The organism is Rosistilla oblonga, from assembly GCF_007751715.1.
GTDB classification, from domain to species: Bacteria; Planctomycetota; Planctomycetia; order Pirellulales; family Pirellulaceae; genus Rosistilla; species Rosistilla oblonga.
This window is the reverse complement of the sequence record NZ_CP036292.1, coordinates 1,919,484-1,938,260: the sequence shown is the minus strand read 5'-3', so window position 1 is coordinate 1,938,260 and position 18,777 is coordinate 1,919,484. Positions and strand designations below refer to the sequence as shown.

Sequence of the window (18,777 nt, the reverse complement as noted above, 5' to 3'; positions counted from 1 at the left end):
CGCCTTGCCAAGACGGAACTTCCCATGGATCTGATGCTCTACCTCGCCCTGGTCCCTGCATTGGGCGTTCTGTCGCAATGGATTGCGTGGCGGACCCGGTTGCCCGGGATCCTGTTGTTATTGTGCATGGGAATCCTGCTGGGACAATTTGTCCCGCTGGATACCCTGATCGCCGAACTGATGCACGGCGACGCCAAGGACGTGCCGCGAATCCTCTTCCCGATCGTTTCGTTGTCGGTCGCGGTGATCCTGTTTGAAGGAGGGCTGACGCTACGGATCAATGAGTTCCGCCAGTCGAGCAAATCGGTGGTCCGATTGCTGGTTGTCGGCAGCACGATCACGATGCTCACCACCGCGATCGCGGCTCACTTCATCCTCGGTTTCGACTTCCGCGTCTCGCTGCTACTGGGAGCGATATTAATCGTCACGGGGCCCACCGTCGTGGGACCGTTGCTGCGACAGATTCGCCCCTCGGCGCGGGTCAGCAGCGTGCTGAAGTGGGAAGGTATCGTCATCGATCCCGTGGGAGCGATTCTTGCCGTGCTCGTTTTCGACGAGCTGTTTCTGGGAGCCGACGAGTTTTCACTGGTCTCCGGTTTGGTCCTTCTCGCCAAGACGATCGGCATCGGTTTGCTGTTCGGCAGCTTTGGCGCCTGGTTCTTGGTCCTCAGCATCCGGCGTTATTGGCTGCCCGACCATCTGCAAGGCGTCCTTTCGCTAGCGTTTGCGATGCTGTTGTTTGCGATCAGCAACGCCCTTGCCGAAGAATCGGGGCTGGTCACCGTGACGCTGCTGGGGATCCTGCTGGCGAACCAGAAACGCGTTGCGATCGAACATATCATCGAGTTCAAGGAGCATCTGCAGGTCCTGCTGATCGGATGTTTGTTCATCGTGCTCGGCTCGCGATTAGACCTGCAAGCGATCGGCGATATCGGCTGGCCAGGAGTTATCTTTGTGCTTGCCTTGGTCCTGGTGATCCGCCCGCTATCGGTCTTCGTTGCGACGATTGGCACTCGCTTGACGATGGCCGAACGAACCTTCGTCGCGTTTGTCGCGCCACGCGGTATCGTTGCCGCCGCGGTCGCGAGTGTGTTTGCGTTGAAGTTGCAGTTGATGAATTCGGGGCCGCTGCCTGCCGGCGCGAACGCTTTGGATTCGGTTACCTTTTTGGTGATCGTCGGAACGGTCTTCATCTACGGTCTATCCGCCGCACCGCTGGCGAGATGGCTGAAGATCGCCGAACCGACTCCACAGGGACTGCTGATCCTCGGCGCCGATCCCTGGATTCGCGCTTTGGCCCGTTCGCTGCACGCCAAAAACATCAAGGTCCTGCTGTGCGATACCAACTACAGCAAAGTCAGTCTGGCGCGGGTCGATGGCCTGCAAGCCGAATGCGTGAACATCGTCAGCGACCACGCGTTGGAGAACCTCGATTTTTCAGGGATCGGTCGCTTGTTAGCGATGACTCCCAACGATGAAGTCAACGCGCTGTCGGTTCAACAATTCCGCGGCATCTTTGGCAGCGAAAACACGTTCCAATTGGCGTCTAAAAACAAGAAGCAGAACTCGACACGAGCCCTGTCGCACCATCTGCGCGGTCGCAGCCTGTTTAACAGCGAACTTACAAGCGCCTACATGCAGCAGCGGATCGATGACGGCGCGGTCTTCAAAACGACAAAACTGACCGAGACGTTTTCGCTCGACAGCCTTAAATCGACCTACGGCGATCAAACCGTTCTGTTGTTCCAGATCGACCCCAACGGCATGGTCAGCATCAACACCGACGACAAACCGATCCAACCGAAAAAAGGGGACACTGTGATCTCGTTGGTCAACGCGGCAAACGAATCGCCCTCGACAACAACCTAACCGGCCACCAACCGCGTGCCTCCAAATACCAGCACGCAGCGCAAGCAAGTGCCCGAAACCGCGTGCATCCAAATACCAGCACGCAGCGCAAGCAAGTGTCCGAAACCGCGTGCATCCCAAATACCAGCACGCAGCGCAAGCAAGTGTTCGAAACCGCATGCATCCAAATACCAGCACGCAGCGCAAGCAAGTGCCCGAAACCGCGTGCCCCCAAATACCAGCACGCAGCGCAAGCAAGTGTACGAAACCGCGTGCCTCCAAATACCAGCACGCAGCGCAAGTTTTGATGTTGCGCGTTGATGGGGTTGCTAGCGAAAATTGGTATTGCAGAAAGAGGTGAGACATCCTGAGTTTGTGAGTTACCACACAAACAAAGCCCAGGAGCTCACCGATGGCAATCATGGAAGATTCCCTCCCCGCAATCAAGTCGTTTCTGCCGAACACGCAGGTTTCTGCTCACTTTCGAAGCATGCTGCTGCGATTCTTGATCGCTATTCTTACGCGGCACGGTCGAAACTCGTGCATGTCTGCTGCCTCCGCCATCGAGGGAAAACCGCGACATCGGGCACAACCCCGACGCTTCCTTAAACGGTACCGGCAGGCGATCGCCGATTTGCTCACGGCGATCACACTGAAGATGCTCCGTGATCAGGATTGGAACGGCCGCTATCTCCTACTGCTCGATTCAACACTCGTCGCCACTGCCGGCCAGACCGTCGAAAACACCTTCAGCACCGGTAACTCCAAGCGACGACCGGCCAAGAATCGCCGCTACACAAAGTACAAGTATCAACGAAAGAGTTGCCACTGTTTCGTGTTCGCATTGCTGCTGACGCCCGATGGACTGCGAGTACCGATGTGGCTGCCGTACTACACCAAGCCTTATGCGAAGGCCCACAAGATCAAACATCGGACGCAGGCGCAGCTTGCGGCGCAGTTGATTTGCGACGCGCAAGTACCCGCCGGCACCGAACTGATTGTGCTCGGAGACACCGCATTTGACGCCAAATGCGTGCGTGCGGCTTGCCGGGAGCGAGGCTATTTTTGGATCGTTCCGGTCAACACCAATCGCGTCTTCTCTGCAAAGAAGCACGGCAAGCGGCCTCGTGTGAGTTTGCGAATCGAACAACTTCCTGCATCACGTTTCCAAACCATTCGTCTTTCGATCGGTGCGGGGCCTTACGCTGCTCAGCGACGAGCCTCCTGCCATCGAACGGCACGCCGCCGCGACGGGACGAAGTCAACTCGGACGTATCACGTCCACAGCGAGAGAAGCGAGGTCCACAATGTGGGCATGGTCATGCTCGTCTTTTCCTCGAGTAAGCCGATTGGCAAAAAGATTCAACGTGAAGGGACGAAGTTGTTGATGACCAATGCAAAGCACTTGTCGGCTCGGCAGGTTTGTGAGCTGTACAGTCTACGTTGGCAGATCGAGTTGTTCTTCAAAGAACTCAAGAGCACGCTGGGAATGAACCAGTACAGCTTCAAAGATTTCGAGGCGGTCGAGAGCTGGATGGGGATTGTCTTGATCACGTTCTGCTATCTGGAATGGACTCGTCGCCGCAAGCTGGCCGATCGCCGAATCGATGATCGGCAGCGCAAATGCTGGAAGCACGCTCGCAGCTACACCGTCCGCGAGGCGTTGTTGGTAGGCATTCGCTATCGCGAGCACCAGTGGCATCTGCGACGGCTAAAAACCAACCACGGCCTCCGCACACTGAGGAAACGCTACACTGAGCTTTTATCCCAGGAATACCGGTGCATCGCCTGATTAAAGCATCCACCGGCGCAACATCAAAAAGCGCAAGCAAGTGTACGAAACCGCGTGCATCCAAATACCAGCACGCAGCGCAATCAAGTGTCCGAAACCGCGTGCCCCCAAATACCAGCACGCAGCGCAAGCAAGTGTTCGAACAAATAAACGTGCGAATGACGGAATAAACATACGAGTACTGAAGCGAACCAAATCGCTACTCGCCTGCCCCATCAACACGTTGCACCGAAACGGTTTCGAACAACAACGATGGCCGACCGTCGGCGTCGGGCTGATCGGCCAAGGCGCGTGAGAACATCGCAACGACTCGTCCCTGCTGAGTCAGAATCGGGCTGCCGACATAGTTCTGTTGCGATTCGGGGCTTGCCATCGACATCAGCCAACGGTCGGGAACCTCTTCGACAGTCGATGCGATGCGCTCTTCGACTCGCACCTCAACTCCAAACGGTTCGCTCGCTTGAGCTGGATCCCAGGCGGGATTTTCGACGCGGATCGGTGCGGCGTGCATATGCAATATCTGCCCGACAACCAATTCGCCCGCGTTGCCTAACAATGCCGGATCCGCCTCGGGAACAGGGGCCGCCAATTCGAGCCAGCCGACGTTAAAGCTGGCTCGCACAGCCGTCGATTGCAGCCCCGCTTCGATGATCGCTTGCGATTCCTGACGGGCTTCGCTGAGCCGCGGTTCGCTATCCCCACGCAACTCGAGCGTCTTGATCTCCGCTTGCAATTCGCCGTACTTCTGGCGGCCCTCCACGTAACGCTGCTGCGCTTCGGCAAGCTCCGAATCGAGCCGCGCGGTGGCGACATCAAACACTTCGCCGCTAGAGGTTTGCACGACCTGGACCTGAGAAAAACCGCTGGCGTCCTGCTCGATGATCGCCGAAACGACGGCCCCGCTAGTCACCAACCGATCCGCCGCGACCAACCATGCAGTGCCGATATGAAACGCGATCTGCTTGGAGTCGCCCGTCACAATCACCTTGAACAACGCATCGGCTGCTTCGCTGATCGGGACCGGACCACTCTGCTGATCCTCGCCGCGAGTCATCAGCAAATCGGCGGTTTCCGGCGGTGCGATAGGAGGCAACAAAGCGGTTGCATCCGGCGCGGGCTGTTCGGTCTCCTCGGCCGGCACCGGGTCGTTAGTCGCCGTCTGCTGGGGCTGACGATTCAGCAATCCGATCAGCACGCCTATGGAACACGCCACCAAAAGCCCCGCGGCGGCAAGCGGCAGCCATTTGGATCCGCCGCGGGCAACCTCCGCCTTGCGAGACGATTGGATCGGCTGTTCGACAACGGTTTCGGGCGGCTTCGTCTTCCGCGTCATCGCCAACAAATGTGTGACAATGATGCTGTACGAGCCGAAGAAAACTCGATCGCGCTCTTCAACTTCGGCCGATTCAATTCTGTTGTTGATCGAACCGACAGCCGTCCCATTGGTCGAACCGAGATCCTCCAGAAGGATTCGATCGCGTTGCACGACCAGCACCGCATGCCGCCCGGAGATCATGTCGCGATCGAGCACGAGGTCGTTATCGGGAAAACGGCCGACGCGGTAGATCTTCGATCCGGCGGCTCCATACGCCAGCGCAATCGCCTGGGGATCGATCCCATCGGGCCAAGCAAAAGGAGTCGACGCTCCCAACCGGATCCGATTCTCGGGCCCGATCGGCAGGGGATGGGTGATTCGTTGATCGTCGACAAACGTCCCGGTCGAGGAACCGAGATCTTCCAACAAAAACCCGCCGACGGTCTGTCGCAACAAGCAGTGACGATCGGCAACCTCGGGACGATCGATCACGACATCGCACTGCGGATTTCGGCCTATCGTCCAGGTTTTCATCGGTCACATTTCTCGTATTCGTATCGCAACACGGCGATTCGCCGCGGTCAATCGTAGATCGCGTCGAGCTCTGCGGAGCTTTTACGAATCATCGCAAGCAGTCCATCATAGTCATTGCCGTGAGCGATCATCTGAGCGCCGGCCCGATAGAGTTCCTGAATATTTTCCAGCGACAGCCCCGGGCCGCCCCAGAATTTCCCGTGCTTAGCCGCCGCGGCGGCGACGTCGGCGTTGGCCTGAGCAATCGTGACGTTGGTTTCGGTCCGTCGGATCCGCAACCCGAGATCGCCCGGACCAATGAACATTCCATCGACACCGGGAACCGCGGCGATCGCGTCAATATTTTCAACCGCTTGAGGCGTCTCAATTTGCACAACCAGAAAGGTCTCGCGATTGGCGTGCTCGACGTATTCATCGCCCCGCGATAGGAATCCCGCATCCAACCCGACGCCATCCTGCCCGCGATCGCCTAGCGGCGGGAACTTCACCGATTGGACCAATTCCGCCGCCCGATCAGCAGTCGAGACATGCGGGATCATCAGTCCCGTCGCGCCATCTTCGAGATAGCGATACAGCCGCGATTTCTCCAACGTCGGCGGCCGCAACATGCAATCGATGTCGAACCGATGGCAATAGGATAGCAGCGTCTGGAGCTCGCGATCGGTGAACGCCCGATGCTCCGCGTCCAACCATAGACAGTCGTATCCGCTGTCGGCGGCCATCTGGATGTATGCCGGAATAAAATGTCCAAACGAGCACATCCGAACCGGCTTGCCCGCTCGCACCTTGGCCAGAGTTTTACTGTTTCGCAACGCAGCTTCCTTTGCATCTATAGACTTTTTCGCCCGGCAGCGGATCACACGATCGGCCACGCGGTGCGGAGCCCAATTATGATCTCTACCCAACCGAGACGCGAGTCCAGCAGCAGCGAGCCATCCTTTGGCCTCCGCCCCCCGCCGTGTTACACTTCGACGACGGTCGCAGCACCGCTCGATTCCCCGCCCATTTTCACGCCACTGCCACCAGGAAGTTCATGCGAGTCTTAGTTACCGGTTGCGGCGGCTTCTTAGGAGCCGAGATCGTTCGCCAATTGCTCGCCCGCGGCGATGATGTCGTCGGGCTCGGACGCCGCGATTACCCACAGCTTGCCGAAGCGGGGATGCAGCAGGTCCGCGGCGATGTCCGCAACCAGACCGCCGTCCTGCGGGCGACCGAAGATGTCGACGCCGTGATCCACACCGCCGCGATCGCTGGCGTCTGGGGATCGTACCAACACTACTTTGAGACCAATACGCTCGGCACCCGGCACGTGATCGAAGCCTGCCGCCAACGCGAAATCCGCAGTCTGGTTTTCTGCAGCAGTCCCAGCGTCACGTTCGGCGGCGACGACCAGACCGGCGTCGACGAATCGGAACCCTATCCCGACGATTATCTGTGCCACTACCCGCGGACCAAAGCCGCGGCTGAACAGGAAGTCTTGGCGGCCAATCAGCCGGGGCGTCTGCTGACCTGCGCGCTGCGGCCCCATCTGATCTGGGCTCCCGACGATCCGCATCTGTTCCCACGCTTGATCCAACGCGCCCGCGCCGGCCGCTTGGTCCGCGTCGGTTCGGGTGAAAACCTGATCGATACGATCCACGTTCGCAACGCAGCCCACGCCCACCTGCTGGCGTTGGATCGAATCAGCAGCGGGGAGACCGAAGCCGCTGGCCGCGCGTACTTCTTGTCGCAAGGCGAACCGGTCGGCTGCTGGGCTTGGCTGTCGGAGATCTTAACGGCGGCGGGAGTCGAAGTACCGACGCGATCGATCTCCTACCGCACCGCCTACACGATCGGCCACGGTCTGGAACTGATCTACGCCGCCACGCGGCGGACCAGCGAGCCGCCGATGACACGATTTGTCGCCGCTCAACTGGCCAAAGACCACTACTTCGACATCACCGCCGCCCGGCGACTGCTCGGCTACGAACCGATCATCTCGACAGCCGAGGGGCTGGCGGAACTGAAGTCGCAATGGCGAGATTGATCCGATCGACGGCGCTTCACAGGCCGGCCATCCGTTCCTGAAACGAACCTCGTGCAATATACTCTTGCCGCCGCCGCGGCCCCCCGCACCACTGCAAAATCCACGAAAAGACACAACCATACGATGGCCAATCAGCAAGAATTGACGATTCGCAAATACTGGACCCTGATCGGGATCAACTCGACGGCGCACGCGATTCGGGCGGCCCGAGAGGTCGGTCTGTTCCAGCAACTGCTGTCGGGGCAAAAAACGTTTGGCGAGCTCGTCGAGGCTTGCGACATCCAGCCCAACCTGACCACGCGGATCTTGGACGTCTTGATCGCGTCTGGCCTGATCGAACAATACGCCGAGCACTACGCCGCCTCGCAAACTCTGGGACTGTTAGCCCAATACGATTCAGACCTCGGCGATTACTACTTGGACAGCCTGGTCGGCCAACTGCGATGCGATCTTCCCGCCGGCAACGGGGATGCGTATCGACGCCACCAAGTCGCCCGCGGATGGACACGGACACCGCTGGCAATGCAAGCCGCCGCGGTGTTGGAGATCGGCCAGAAACGCCGCGACCTGCGGATTCTGGAGATCGGTTGCGGTTCGGGCGTCTGGACGTCGACGCTTGCGTTTCGCGATCCCGGCACCACGATCGTCGCCATCGATCATGCCGACGCGTTGGGCGAAGCGAAGACGATGATCGAGAGCATCGGTCTGCAAAATCGTTGGAAGGGGATCGAAGGCGATCCAACCAGCGGCGAACTGCCCGAGGGCCCCTTCGATTTGGTCGTGATTCCCGAATTGCTGCAGACGCTCGACGATGCCCTTGCCGTCACGATCCTCGGCCGCGCCGCCGATGTCACGCGGCCCGATGGCGAAGTTGCGGTGATCGATTTCTTCGATCCAATCGACGCCAAAGAGCGATCGTTGGCGACCGCCGTGCAGAACTTGGAACTCGGTTTGCGGACTCCGCTGGGCCGCTTGCGAACCGCTCCCGAAGCGAGCCAGTTGATGGTCGGCGCAGGCCTCACCTCCGCCCTCTACGCACCGCTAACCAACGCTCCTCAAAACGCGGGCCTTCTGATGGGAACGCGTCCCGAAACGCTGAACTGATCCCGCTGGTAACATCAGCGGCGACGCGCATGCAGCCAAGGCTGTTAACGGCTTGTCGGTTTAGTCAGCCGTTTGGGCGTTAGCCCCGGTTCAAGCAACGCTAAACCGGGGCTAACGCCCAAACTGCTAATTCAAGAAGTTCGCACGCGATTAAATCGACAGGGCGTTAACAGTTTCTGCTCTGGCAAATCAGCCGCCACGCGATAGCCCTGCAGTTGCAAGTTGCAGCGTGGTCGCGAGCATGGGAAGATGGCGAACATCCCCGCCTGCCCCCAACTCTCTCACCGCTGATTTTGCAAAGGTTCCGCATGCGTTCCCCCCTCCTCCGATCCGCCGCCTGTGTTTTGATACTGCTAGCCGCCGCCTCTCCGCTGTTGGCTGAAGAGCCTGCCGCCGCAGGCGTGTTTCAACTGGATCGATGCGAGCTGATTCCGCTGCCCGACCACCAGGTCGACTTCCAGATCGATGGCGTGCAGCGAACGCGGTGGCACTACGACGCCAAATACCCGCGTCCATTCTTCTATCCGTTAGTCGGACCATCGGGAACGTCGCTAACTCGCATGGGACACCCCGGCGCGGCGGACCACGATCATCATCGCAGCGTTTGGTTTGCGCATCATGATGTCGACGGATTCACCTTTTGGGCCGATGGCAAAGGGACCTCGATCCGACAGAAGAATTGGTACGCCTACGAGGACGGCAACGACGAATCCGTGATGGCGTCGACCTGCGGCTGGTTCGATCCCGAGGGGAACGAATTGATGCAGCAGGACCTGGTCGCCGCGTTGATCCCCGGCGAAGCGGGTCAATACGCGTTGGAACTGCAATCCGAATTCAAACCGGGCGAAGGCCGCGATTCGGTTCAGCTGGGGAAGACCAATTTTGGGTTTCTCGCCGTGCGAGTCGCCAAGACGATCTCGACTCATTTTGGCGGCGGGCGATTGACCAACAGCGAGGGTGGGGAAGGGGAGCCGGAGATTTTCGGCAAGCCAGCTCGTTGGGTCGATTACAGCGGCCCGGTCGCTGTCGGCAGCGGCCCCGACCGGACGACGCAGATCGAAGGAATCACCTTCTTTGACCATCCCGAGAACCCTCGCTACCCAACGCACTGGCACGTCCGAGCCGATGGCTGGATGGGCGCTTCGTTTGGGATGCACGAAGCGTTCGAGATCACCTCTGAAAAACCGCTCCGCCTGCGGTACTTATTGTTGGTCCACGCCGGCCCCTACGACGAACAAGTTGCGACGGCGGTTCACAAGCAGTTTGCAGCTCGCAAGGGATTTGAAGTCTCTAAGGGAAAGCGAGCGCATCGACAGTTTTCGGCGCTGCGGATTCCATGACGCAGCGATGTTGATCGGTTTCGAAACGGCGACGAAGCCTCTCCCAAAGCCGTCCGGGCCGGTTGCACTTACCGCAGCGGCGACTTAAAAGGGGAGAGTATTCTGCGGCATGCAACGCGCAAGCCGCCGCGAGCCTTTCGTGCGGAGCGTTTGAATCAACCTGGGAGCTTCAGTGAGACGATCGGCAAGACTTCGCGGCGGCCTGGGAACCTGCGGGTTCGCCGTGGCCAGCGCTCTGTTTGGCTGCCTGTTGCTTGTTCTCAATGGCGGCGTCGTCGCGGCGATCTATTTTGCGATTGCCGAAAATGGCCCGCAGTGGATGCGCAATCGCAGCCTTTCTCAGTTCGCGTTGTATGTTGGCCCCGTGCTACTGCTGATCCTGCAATGGACCATGATCGACTGGGTCGGTCGCGATCGCGGCAGCGAGACATCCCCTTCCTCCCAAGCGATCGATTCGGATCGCGCCGATTCGACGAAAGTTTGACGATGCAGCTGTACCTGATCCGCCACGCGCAAAGCGCCAACAACAGCAAACCCGAAGCGGAGCGTGTCGAAGATCCCGAGATCACCGAACTGGGACACCAGCAGGCTGCAGCGATCGCAAAATCGATAGCCGACCAAAACGTCGACTTCCTGGTCACCAGCGGATTCCTCCGGACGCTGCAGACGACCCAGTACCTGGCCGATTCGCTGCGGATGCCGATCCATGTCTGGCGCGATCTGCACGAGGTCGGCGGATGTTACCGAGGCTACATTCCCGGGGAAGAGCAGGGGGCGCCGGGGATGAACCGCGACGCAATCCTCGCCAAATATCCCGGTACAACGGTCGACGAATCGATCGGCACCGAGGGCTGGTGGGGCTGTCGTCCCTATGAAACCGAAGCCCAAGCGACGCTCCGCAGCGAACAAATGCTGGCTCGATTTGCCGAACAGTTCGGGGCGACCGACAAGGTCGTCGTGGCGGTGATCCACGCCGACTTTAAAGTCTGCATGCTACGACAGATCCTTGGCAACGATTTCACCCGCCGACACATCGGCCCGATGCTGAACACCGGACTGACGAAGTTTACCGTTTCCGAAGACGCTTGGCGGTTGGATATCCTGAATTCGATCACGCACCTGTCGAGCGATCAGATCAGCTGACAGCCCGCGGCTCTCCATTGCAGCCCCCACCGAACCTGGCACGCCCGCCCTGGGCTGAGGCTGCGCAAAGATTGCGTTGCGGCGCGGCATGATCGATAATGAGAGCGCGGCCCGAAAGCGTTCCGGTCGCCCCCCTCCGGCTCCACCAACCTACCGAGACGCACCGCTATGGGTCGACTGAAGAACTTCGCTCCTATTTGTCTGTTGATATCGCTTTCCCTGATCAGCCAACCCGCGGCGGCGCTCGAACCGGCTGGACTCAGCGGATTGCAGTTCCCCGCCAGCGACTGGCCCTTCTGGCGCGGCCCGGATCAAAACGGAGTCGCTTCAGCAAAGCAAACGCCTCCGACATCGTGGAGCGAGACCGAAAATGTGTTGTGGCGAGCGGAGGTGCCCGGCCGCGGTCACAGCTCGCCCGTCGTGATCGGCGACCGCGTTTTCATCACCTCAGCCGATCACGAACGCGAAGTCCAGATCGTCCTTGGGCTCGATCGCGCGACCGGAAAACAGCTATGGGAAACGATCGTCCACCGCGGCGGATTCGAGACCCGCGGGAAAAAGATGAATCTGAAGGCAACGTTGGCATCGTCGACGATCGCCTCGGACGGCTCGCGGCTGTTCATCAACTTCCTCAACGACAACGCGGTTTGGACGACAGCGCTCGATCTGGACGGTAAACAGCTCTGGCAAACGCGTTTGACCGATTACCAGGTCCACCAGGGATACGGTTCGTCGCCGACGATCTACAAAAACCTGGTGATCTCATCGGCTGACAATAAAGCGGGGGGAGCGATCGTGGCGATGGATCGGACCAACGGCGAGATCGTCTGGCGGCGCGAGCGTCCCGAACTCCCGAATTACCCCTCGCCGGTCGTCGTCAAAGCGGCTGGCCGCGATCAATTGATCATGACCGGCTGTGACTTGGTCACCAGCCTCGATCCGCTGACCGGACAAACGATCTGGGAAATCGAAGGGGCGACGACCGAATGCGTGACGACAACCGTTACCGACGGAAAAGTCATCCTGACCAGCGGCGGATACCCCGACAACCATATCTCTGCGGTCGCAGCGGACGGATCGGGAAAAATCGTCTGGGAGAACACCGACCGCGAATACGTGCCGTCGATGTTGATCGCCAAGGGGCACGTATTTGCCATTCTCGACGCGGGCATCGCGACCTGTTTGAACGTGGAAACAGGGGAACAGATCTGGAAAGAGCGACTGGGCGGAACCTTCAGCAGCTCCCCCGTCCTGGTCGGCGAGAACATCTATGTGACCAGCGAATCGGGGAAGACACATATCTTCAAGGCGAGCGTCGAGGGATTCCAAAGCGTGGCGACAAATTCGCTGGGGAGCAAGGTATTTGCAACTCCAGCGATCTGTGGGGGGCAGATATTTACCCGGGTATCGTTGACCGCCGATGAGAAGACTCAAGAATACGTCTACTGCCTGGCCGATTCCGCTGCGACTCGCTGATCTGCAGCGGGAGATGCAGTGGAACGTCTGGGGGCCTCCTAACGGTCGCATCGGGCGTGCGTAGCGACCCCGAGGAAGTTTAAACTGCGTTGGCCAAAAAGATGGAAAGCGAAGCGAAGAGCACCCGAAAAAGCGTCAATTGAGGGTGACGAGTGCAATCCTTTACGGGTATCGTAAGGTATTGTTTTGGAAGAACTTAAGGTCTGTTAAGCCGAGCATTTGGAACGAAAATACCGCCGAATCATGTGCACGCGTTTACAGTAACGCTTACCTAAACGCGTGATTCGGCGTATGCTACTCGCTAGAAACGAGGTCCGTTTCGATGCTGCAATCATACTAAGGAGCAATCAATGCTAGTGAGCGTCTCTGCCCGACACGGCAATCTGGGAACGGGCGATCAATCTCTGATCGAAGACAAAGTTGAAAAGCTGCGTCGTTTGTATGATCGGGTGAACGCGATCGAAGTGATTGTCGACTTGGAGAAGCTCGAATCGCCAGTTCTCGAAGCCAAGGTCTCGGTTGAACACGAGGAAGACTTTATCGCCTCGGCCACAGCGACAACGGTCATCGGAGCGTTGGATGTCGTGATTCCCAAGCTGGAAAAGCAACTGCGACGCGCCAAGGAAAAGCGAACCGAGCACCGGGCGACCGGACTGAAACACATCGAAACAACGGATGTTGCCGACGAGGTTTAAAGCACAGCCAGTCGGAGCCATACCGCCGACGCAGAGCAGATCTCTGCGTCGTGGCGGCAACCGCCCGACCGAATCGCGGCCGATCGAACATGCAGAACACCATTGCAAGACCGCACAGCCACCTGGAAGCCGTTTGTCCTCGACGGGCACCGGTGGCTCCATGAAATCAATTCCCAGCCGGAACATCGAGCGTTGCGAAACGGCGTTGCGAGGCTGATTTTTTTTAAATCAAAGGATAGGTAATGAAATTCGCAGACTTTATTTGCGTTAAGGCGATCAAGCCGGATCTAGCATCATACGACAAGGAAGCCGTCGTCACCGAATTGGTGGAAAGCTTGGTTACCGCAGGCGAGATCAAGACCGCCGACAAAGACGATATCATCGCTGCGGTTATGAAGCGCGAAGAACTCGGCAGCACAGGCATTGGTCGCGGCGTTGCCGTTCCTCACACAAAGCATCCCAGCGTTGAAAAGCTGGTCGGCACCGTCGGTGTCAGCGTCGACGGCGTCGACTTCAACAGCCTCGATGGCGAAAAAGTACAACTCTTCTTCCTGCTGATCAGCCCTCCAGAACGCCCTGGCGATCACCTGCGAGCCCTGGAAAACATCTCGCGTCAGTTGCGCGACGACACCTTCTGCCGCTTCCTCAAGCAAAGCAAGACGGTCGACGACATCAACCAATTGCTCGAAGAGGCTGATAACAATCAGTTTGCGTCTTAAACGCACGTTCCGCCATAGATATGCACGCTATGTCCAATCCATCATGCCAGCAAATCGTCGTCGTTAAGAACGAAAAAGGGCTGCACCTGCGCCCGGCGGAGCTGATGGCGCGGTTGGCGATGCAGTACGAGGCGACTGTCATGGTGACCAAAGACGACCAATCTGCCGACTGCAAGAACATGTTGTCCGTGCTCACGCTGGGCGCTGTTCAAGGAACCCAGCTCGGGCTTTCAGCCGAAGGCCCCGATGCCGCAGAGGCGTTGTCGGCGGTCGCCGAGTTGTTCGAGGCTGGTTTCCACGAACTCGACGCCGAATAATCCGCCGCCGCTACAAATGTTGTCGGCTGCGGCATGGCTCCCAGCCGATGCGGCTGGGGACCGACGACCATTGAACTTTAAAAACCGTACAAGAAAAGAAATGGCAAGGCCAATTCGGTTCATCCTCTCGATGGCTCGGCGGATCGATCGCCTGCAGCATCGCGTCGATGGTAAGGATGTTGCGCGTGCCGCCATTGAATGCTCGAACTTCAAGGAATCCCGGTTTCACCAGGCGTTGCGATCGGTCCGGCCTTAGTACTGGACGATGAAGGGTATCGCATCCCCAGGTGTCTTATTCCCGCGGCCGACACATCGGCCGAGTGGGGGCGGTTATTGTCTGCATTTGGCAAGGTGGCCAAGCAGCTGGAGGTCAACCGCAAGCAGACCGCTGAACGGTTGGGCGAAGAAGCCGGCCGCATCTTCTCGGCTCAACAACAGATGCTCAGCGATCCCGGGCTGTTGGCCGAACTCGAAGGCCGTGTCCACGAACAGCATCAAAGCGCCGCTTACGCCGTCAGCCGCGTCTTGCACCGCTACGCCGAAGCGCTCGGCAAGCTGAACAGCCCGTTTTTGGCCGAACGCGCCGAGGATGTGCTGGATATCGAAAAGCAACTGCTGCATCGGCTTGGTGCCGTCACCAGCGACCCGTTGAGCAATCTCGACGAACCGGTGATCCTGCTGGCCCGGAATCTAACCCCCAGCGAAACCGCAAACCTCGATCGCCAATTCGTGCGTGGCTTCTGCACCGAGATCGGCGGCCCCGGCGGTCACACAGCGATCGTCGCCAAGGGACTCGAACTGCCAGCGGTTGTTGGCATCGGCCAGTTCCTGGATCGCATCGGCCAGGGCTCGCAAGTCATCGTCGATGGCGACCGCGGCTGCATGATCGTCGATCCCGACCAAGCGACGATCGATCGCTACGAGGAACGGGCGCAGATTCGCCAAAAGCTGACGCTGCGTCTGGCCGAACTGCGCGACTTGCCAGCTGAGACTGTCGATGGACATCGCGTGACGCTTTCGGCGAACATCGAATTCCCTCACGAAGTCGACGCCTGCCTGCAGCGTGGAGCCGACGGCATCGGTCTGTATCGCACCGAATTTTTGTACCTCAGCAGCGACGAGGAACCGAGCGAAGAAGACCACTACCAAGCGTATACCGAAGTCATCGGTGCGTTGCAGGGTCGTCCGGTCGTGATTCGAACGCTCGACCTGGGCGCCGACAAAATGGGGCACACCTCGCTGACCGAACCCGAGAACAACCCGTTTTTGGGACTCCGTAGCATCCGCTTGTCGTTGAAGAATCAGGATCTGTTCCGCACCCAAATCCGCGCCGTCCTAAGGGCTGCGGTGCATGGCGACGTGCGGATGATGTTCCCATTGATCTCGACGCTGCAAGAACTGCGAACGGCGCGAATGCTTGTCAACATCGTGATCGATGATCTTCGCGAAGAAGGGGCCGAATTCCGCAGCGACATCCCGATCGGAATGATGGTCGAAGTCCCCGCCGCGGTGATCATGATCGATCGCTTTGCCGAGGAGGTCGATTTCTTCAGCATCGGCACCAACGACCTGGTGCAATACACGCTGGCAGTCGACCGCAGCAACGAAAGCGTTGCGGAACTTTATCAGTCGAGCGATCCGGCGGTGCTGCGATTGATCCAGCAAACCGTCGATGTTTCCAACAAGACCAACACGCCGGTCGGCATCTGCGGCGAGATGAGCTCAAATCCTGCTCGTGTGTTGTTGCTGTTGGGACTGGGCGTTCGCAGCGTCAGCGTTCCGCCGCTGGCGATCCCGCGGATCAAGAAGGTGATTCGCAGCGTGACGATCGCCGATTGCGAAGAGATCGCCTGCCGCGTGATGCAGCTGGAGAGCGCCCGCGAAGTCGATTTGTATTTACTCGATCGCCTTGGCGATCTGGTCCCCGAACTGGTTGTGCAATAGTCTTATGACACGAGCGCGGTACCACATCCGCTTTTCGAAAACCGGCCCCTTGCGATGGATCAGCCATCGCGACCTGCTGCGATTGTGGGAACGCTTGTTCCACCGCATCGATCTGAAGCTGGCGATGTCCGAAGGCTTTCACCCCAAGCCGCGGATGAACTTCCCCTCGGCGCTCGCGCTCGGCACGGCAAGCCTCGACGAACTGCTCGAACTGGAACTTACCGAACCGTTGGATCCCCAAGAACTGGGCCAGCGGCTGCAAGCGGACCAACAGCCCGGTTTAGGAATTTTGCAAGTAACTGCGGTTCCCGAGGGCTCAGCTAAGGCAAAGCTGAAGTCAACAACGTACAATCTGCCCATTCCCGAATCCGATCGGGCGGCTCTACTCGCAGAGATCGAGGCGCTGCGCAGCCGTGACACGATCGAAATAAAGCGGAAAGACAAGACATTGGTGTTCAGTCTTGCAGCGGAGATCGAACACCTGGCGGTAGAAGATGGCGTGCTCGTTTTTCGCTGCACGCCGGATCAAGGCGCATCGCTGCGACCAACCGACCTGATCCAAGAATTGAAGATTACACACGTTACCGACAGTGGCCAGTTTCTGACGCGAACGCGCGTCGAACTGGAACACGAATTTGAATCATCCAGATGCGTCACGGGGCAGATGACCAGTTAGATCGTTAGCGCTGGCAGGGCGAAGTGATCGCCAAGACCAGCCGATGGCAACACACGAAATGTTCGCATCGTATGCGTTTCATAGTTTCAACGGCACACATCGTGCCAACAGCCACAACACTAACTGATGCCCAGATCGAGGATGCAGATACCCATGAAAGGCAAGCGATATGAAGAAGGAAATGCTTATCAACGTTGCCCAGCCCGAAGAGAGTCGCATCGCGATTCTCGAGGATGGCCAGCTTGAAGAGCTCTATACCGAGCGTGCAAGTGCCGACAACTATGTTGGCAACATCTATCGAGGCAAGATCGTTAACCTCGAACCTAGCATCCAAGCCGCCTTCGTCGACTTCGGCGTCGGACGCAACGGCTTCCTGCACATCAGCGACGTCGAACCGCAGTACTTTCGACAGGGTGGTTACGACCCCGAAGAGATCATGCGGGAATCGGACGAACTGGCCGAACAAGCGGCCAAGCGAGCCCGCGAACAAGGCCGCAACCAACGCGTCTTCAAAGGGGGCCGACCTCGCGTTAAACCTCCGATCCAAGATGTTCTGAAACGCGGCGACAGCATTCTCGTCCAGTGCATCAAAGAGGGCATCGGCACCAAAGGACCAACCCTTTCGACTTACATCAGCATCCCCGGTCGCTTCCTCGTCTTGATGCCAGCCTTGGCTCGCGTTGGCGTCAGCCGCAAGATCGAAGACGACGACGATCGCAAACGATTGAAGAAAGCTCTGCTGGAACTCAGCCCTCCCAAGGGTCTCGGTTTCATCGTTCGCACCGCCGGTGCCGGACGAACCAAGCAGGACTTGTCGCGCGATCTCGCCTACCTGCTGCGTCTTTGGAAAGCGATCCACCGTCGCTTGACCGAGAGCGAGCAGCCGGGCGTGATCTACGAAGAAAGCGACATGATCATCCGCACGATCCGCGATATGCTGACCAGCGATATCGATGCGATCCAAATCGATGAACGCGGAGCGTACGAACGGGCGAAGGACTTCATCCGCTTGGTGATGCCACGTGCCGCCGAACAGCTGAAGTTCTACGAAGGCACCGAACCGCTGTTCCATCACTACAAGTTGGAATCGGAGATCCGCAAGATCCAAGGCCGCACCGTGCCATTGCCCAAGGGCGGTTCGATCGTGATCGATCCGACCGAAGCTTTGGTTGCGATCGACGTCAACAGCGGCAGCCACCGCAGCGACAGCAACGCCGAAGAGAACGCGTTGCAAGTCAACTTGGCCGCCGCCCGCGAGATCGCTCGCCAATTGCGACTTCGCGATCTTGGGGGCGTGATCGTCAACGACTTCATCGACATGCGGAAGGAGAGCCATCGCCGTAAGGTCGAACGCGCTCTGCACGATGCGATGGCTCGCGATCGGGCTCGCACCAAGATCTTGCGAACCAGCCCCTTCGGTCTGGTCGAAATGACTCGTCAACGAATTCGTCCAAGCCTAAAGCGCAGCGTCTACAAAGACTGCCCGTGCTGCAGCGGCCGCGGTGTGGTCAAGACTGGCGAGAGCATGTCGATCGAAGTCATCCGGATGCTGGCACTGGCGTCGCGAAACGAGCACATTCAACGGATCACCGTCCGCGTGAACGATGAAGTCGCAGCGTATCTGAACAACAAGAAACGTCGCGAGATCATGCACATGGAAGAAGCCGGCGAGATGACGGTTCAGATCCTTGGCAGCGAGGGCTTGTTCCCCGAGCACATGGAAATGGACTGCCGCGACAAACACGGCGAATCGGTCGAAGTCGACAGCTGATCTAAGCTGAAAGAGACGAACCAAAAAGTATCGAGTAGGGTGAGCCAGCGGAGCGACCGCTGACTCAGCCCTCTCAC

General features: G+C 58.7%; 16 protein-coding genes. 14 read left to right on the top strand and 2 right to left on the bottom strand.

The window, feature by feature from the left end:
* Positions 1-24: 24 nt before the first annotated feature.
* Positions 25-1,869 carry a cation:proton antiporter gene (locus tag CA51_RS06895; RefSeq protein ID WP_145119034.1) on the top strand — a complete coding sequence of 615 codons (1,845 nt, stop codon included), beginning with the start codon at positions 25-27 and terminating at the stop codon, positions 1,867-1,869.
* A 523-nt stretch (positions 1,870-2,392) separates the two neighbouring features.
* A complete protein-coding gene (locus CA51_RS06890) occupies positions 2,393-3,640 on the top strand; it encodes a transposase (protein WP_145119033.1) in 1,248 nt (415 codons plus the stop codon).
* A gap of 199 nt (positions 3,641-3,839) precedes the next feature.
* On the opposite strand, the gene CA51_RS06885 is transcribed toward CA51_RS06890, so the two are convergent.
* Together CA51_RS06885 and CA51_RS06880 are read right to left on the bottom strand one after the other, a co-directional pair.
* Positions 3,840-5,489: an FHA domain-containing protein gene (locus CA51_RS06885; protein WP_145119031.1), complete on the bottom strand. Its 1,650-nt coding sequence runs from the start codon at positions 5,487-5,489 to the stop codon at positions 3,840-3,842.
* 47 nt (positions 5,490-5,536) lie between these two features.
* Positions 5,537-6,301 carry an HpcH/HpaI aldolase family protein gene (locus tag CA51_RS06880; protein ID WP_145119029.1) on the bottom strand — a complete coding sequence of 255 codons (765 nt, stop codon included), beginning with the start codon at positions 6,299-6,301 and terminating at the stop codon, positions 5,537-5,539.
* A 221-nt stretch (positions 6,302-6,522) separates the two neighbouring features.
* On the opposite strand from CA51_RS06880, the gene CA51_RS06875 reads away from it, so the two are divergent.
* The 12 genes from CA51_RS06875 (at position 6,523) to CA51_RS06825 (ending at position 18,700) form a co-directional block, all read left to right on the top strand.
* Positions 6,523-7,515: an NAD-dependent epimerase/dehydratase family protein gene (locus CA51_RS06875; protein WP_145119027.1), complete on the top strand. Its 993-nt coding sequence runs from the start codon at positions 6,523-6,525 to the stop codon at positions 7,513-7,515.
* 123 nt (positions 7,516-7,638) lie between these two features.
* Positions 7,639-8,619, top strand: coding sequence for a class I SAM-dependent methyltransferase (locus tag CA51_RS06870; RefSeq protein WP_145119025.1), 981 nt, complete (start codon positions 7,639-7,641; stop codon positions 8,617-8,619).
* A 308-nt stretch (positions 8,620-8,927) separates the two neighbouring features.
* Positions 8,928-9,959: a DUF6807 domain-containing protein gene (locus CA51_RS06865; RefSeq protein ID WP_145119023.1), complete on the top strand. Its 1,032-nt coding sequence runs from the start codon at positions 8,928-8,930 to the stop codon at positions 9,957-9,959.
* A gap of 172 nt (positions 9,960-10,131) precedes the next feature.
* Entirely contained in the window at positions 10,132-10,443 is a 312-nt protein-coding gene (locus CA51_RS25710) for a hypothetical protein (protein WP_197451651.1), read from the top strand.
* 2 nt (positions 10,444-10,445) lie between these two features.
* Positions 10,446-11,102: a histidine phosphatase family protein gene (locus CA51_RS06860; protein ID WP_197451650.1), complete on the top strand. Its 657-nt coding sequence runs from the start codon at positions 10,446-10,448 to the stop codon at positions 11,100-11,102.
* A 168-nt stretch (positions 11,103-11,270) separates the two neighbouring features.
* Complete coding sequence (locus CA51_RS06855) at positions 11,271-12,578, top strand: outer membrane protein assembly factor BamB family protein (protein ID WP_145119019.1); 1,308 nt, start codon at positions 11,271-11,273, stop codon at positions 12,576-12,578.
* 350 nt (positions 12,579-12,928) lie between these two features.
* Positions 12,929-13,273 (top strand): ribosome hibernation-promoting factor, HPF/YfiA family, encoded by a 345-nt coding sequence (hpf, locus tag CA51_RS06850; protein ID WP_145119017.1) that lies wholly within the window; start codon positions 12,929-12,931, stop codon positions 13,271-13,273.
* A gap of 242 nt (positions 13,274-13,515) precedes the next feature.
* On the top strand, positions 13,516-13,992 hold the full coding sequence (locus CA51_RS06845; RefSeq protein ID WP_145119015.1) for a PTS sugar transporter subunit IIA: 477 nt from the start codon (positions 13,516-13,518) through the stop codon (positions 13,990-13,992).
* A 29-nt stretch (positions 13,993-14,021) separates the two neighbouring features.
* The gene (locus CA51_RS06840) at positions 14,022-14,309 is read left to right on the top strand and encodes an HPr family phosphocarrier protein (protein ID WP_145119013.1); all 288 of its coding nucleotides are present in this window, start codon (positions 14,022-14,024) and stop codon (positions 14,307-14,309) included.
* Positions 14,310-14,507: 198 nt separating this feature from the next.
* Positions 14,508-16,253 (top strand): phosphoenolpyruvate--protein phosphotransferase, encoded by a 1,746-nt coding sequence (gene ptsP, locus CA51_RS06835; RefSeq protein ID WP_145119011.1) that lies wholly within the window; start codon positions 14,508-14,510, stop codon positions 16,251-16,253.
* A 4-nt stretch (positions 16,254-16,257) separates the two neighbouring features.
* Positions 16,258-16,929: a TIGR03936 family radical SAM-associated protein gene (locus tag CA51_RS06830; protein ID WP_145119009.1), complete on the top strand. Its 672-nt coding sequence runs from the start codon at positions 16,258-16,260 to the stop codon at positions 16,927-16,929.
* Positions 16,930-17,098: 169 nt separating this feature from the next.
* Positions 17,099-18,700 (top strand): Rne/Rng family ribonuclease, encoded by a 1,602-nt coding sequence (locus tag CA51_RS06825; RefSeq protein WP_145119006.1) that lies wholly within the window; start codon positions 17,099-17,101, stop codon positions 18,698-18,700.
* Positions 18,701-18,777 lie beyond the last annotated feature (77 nt).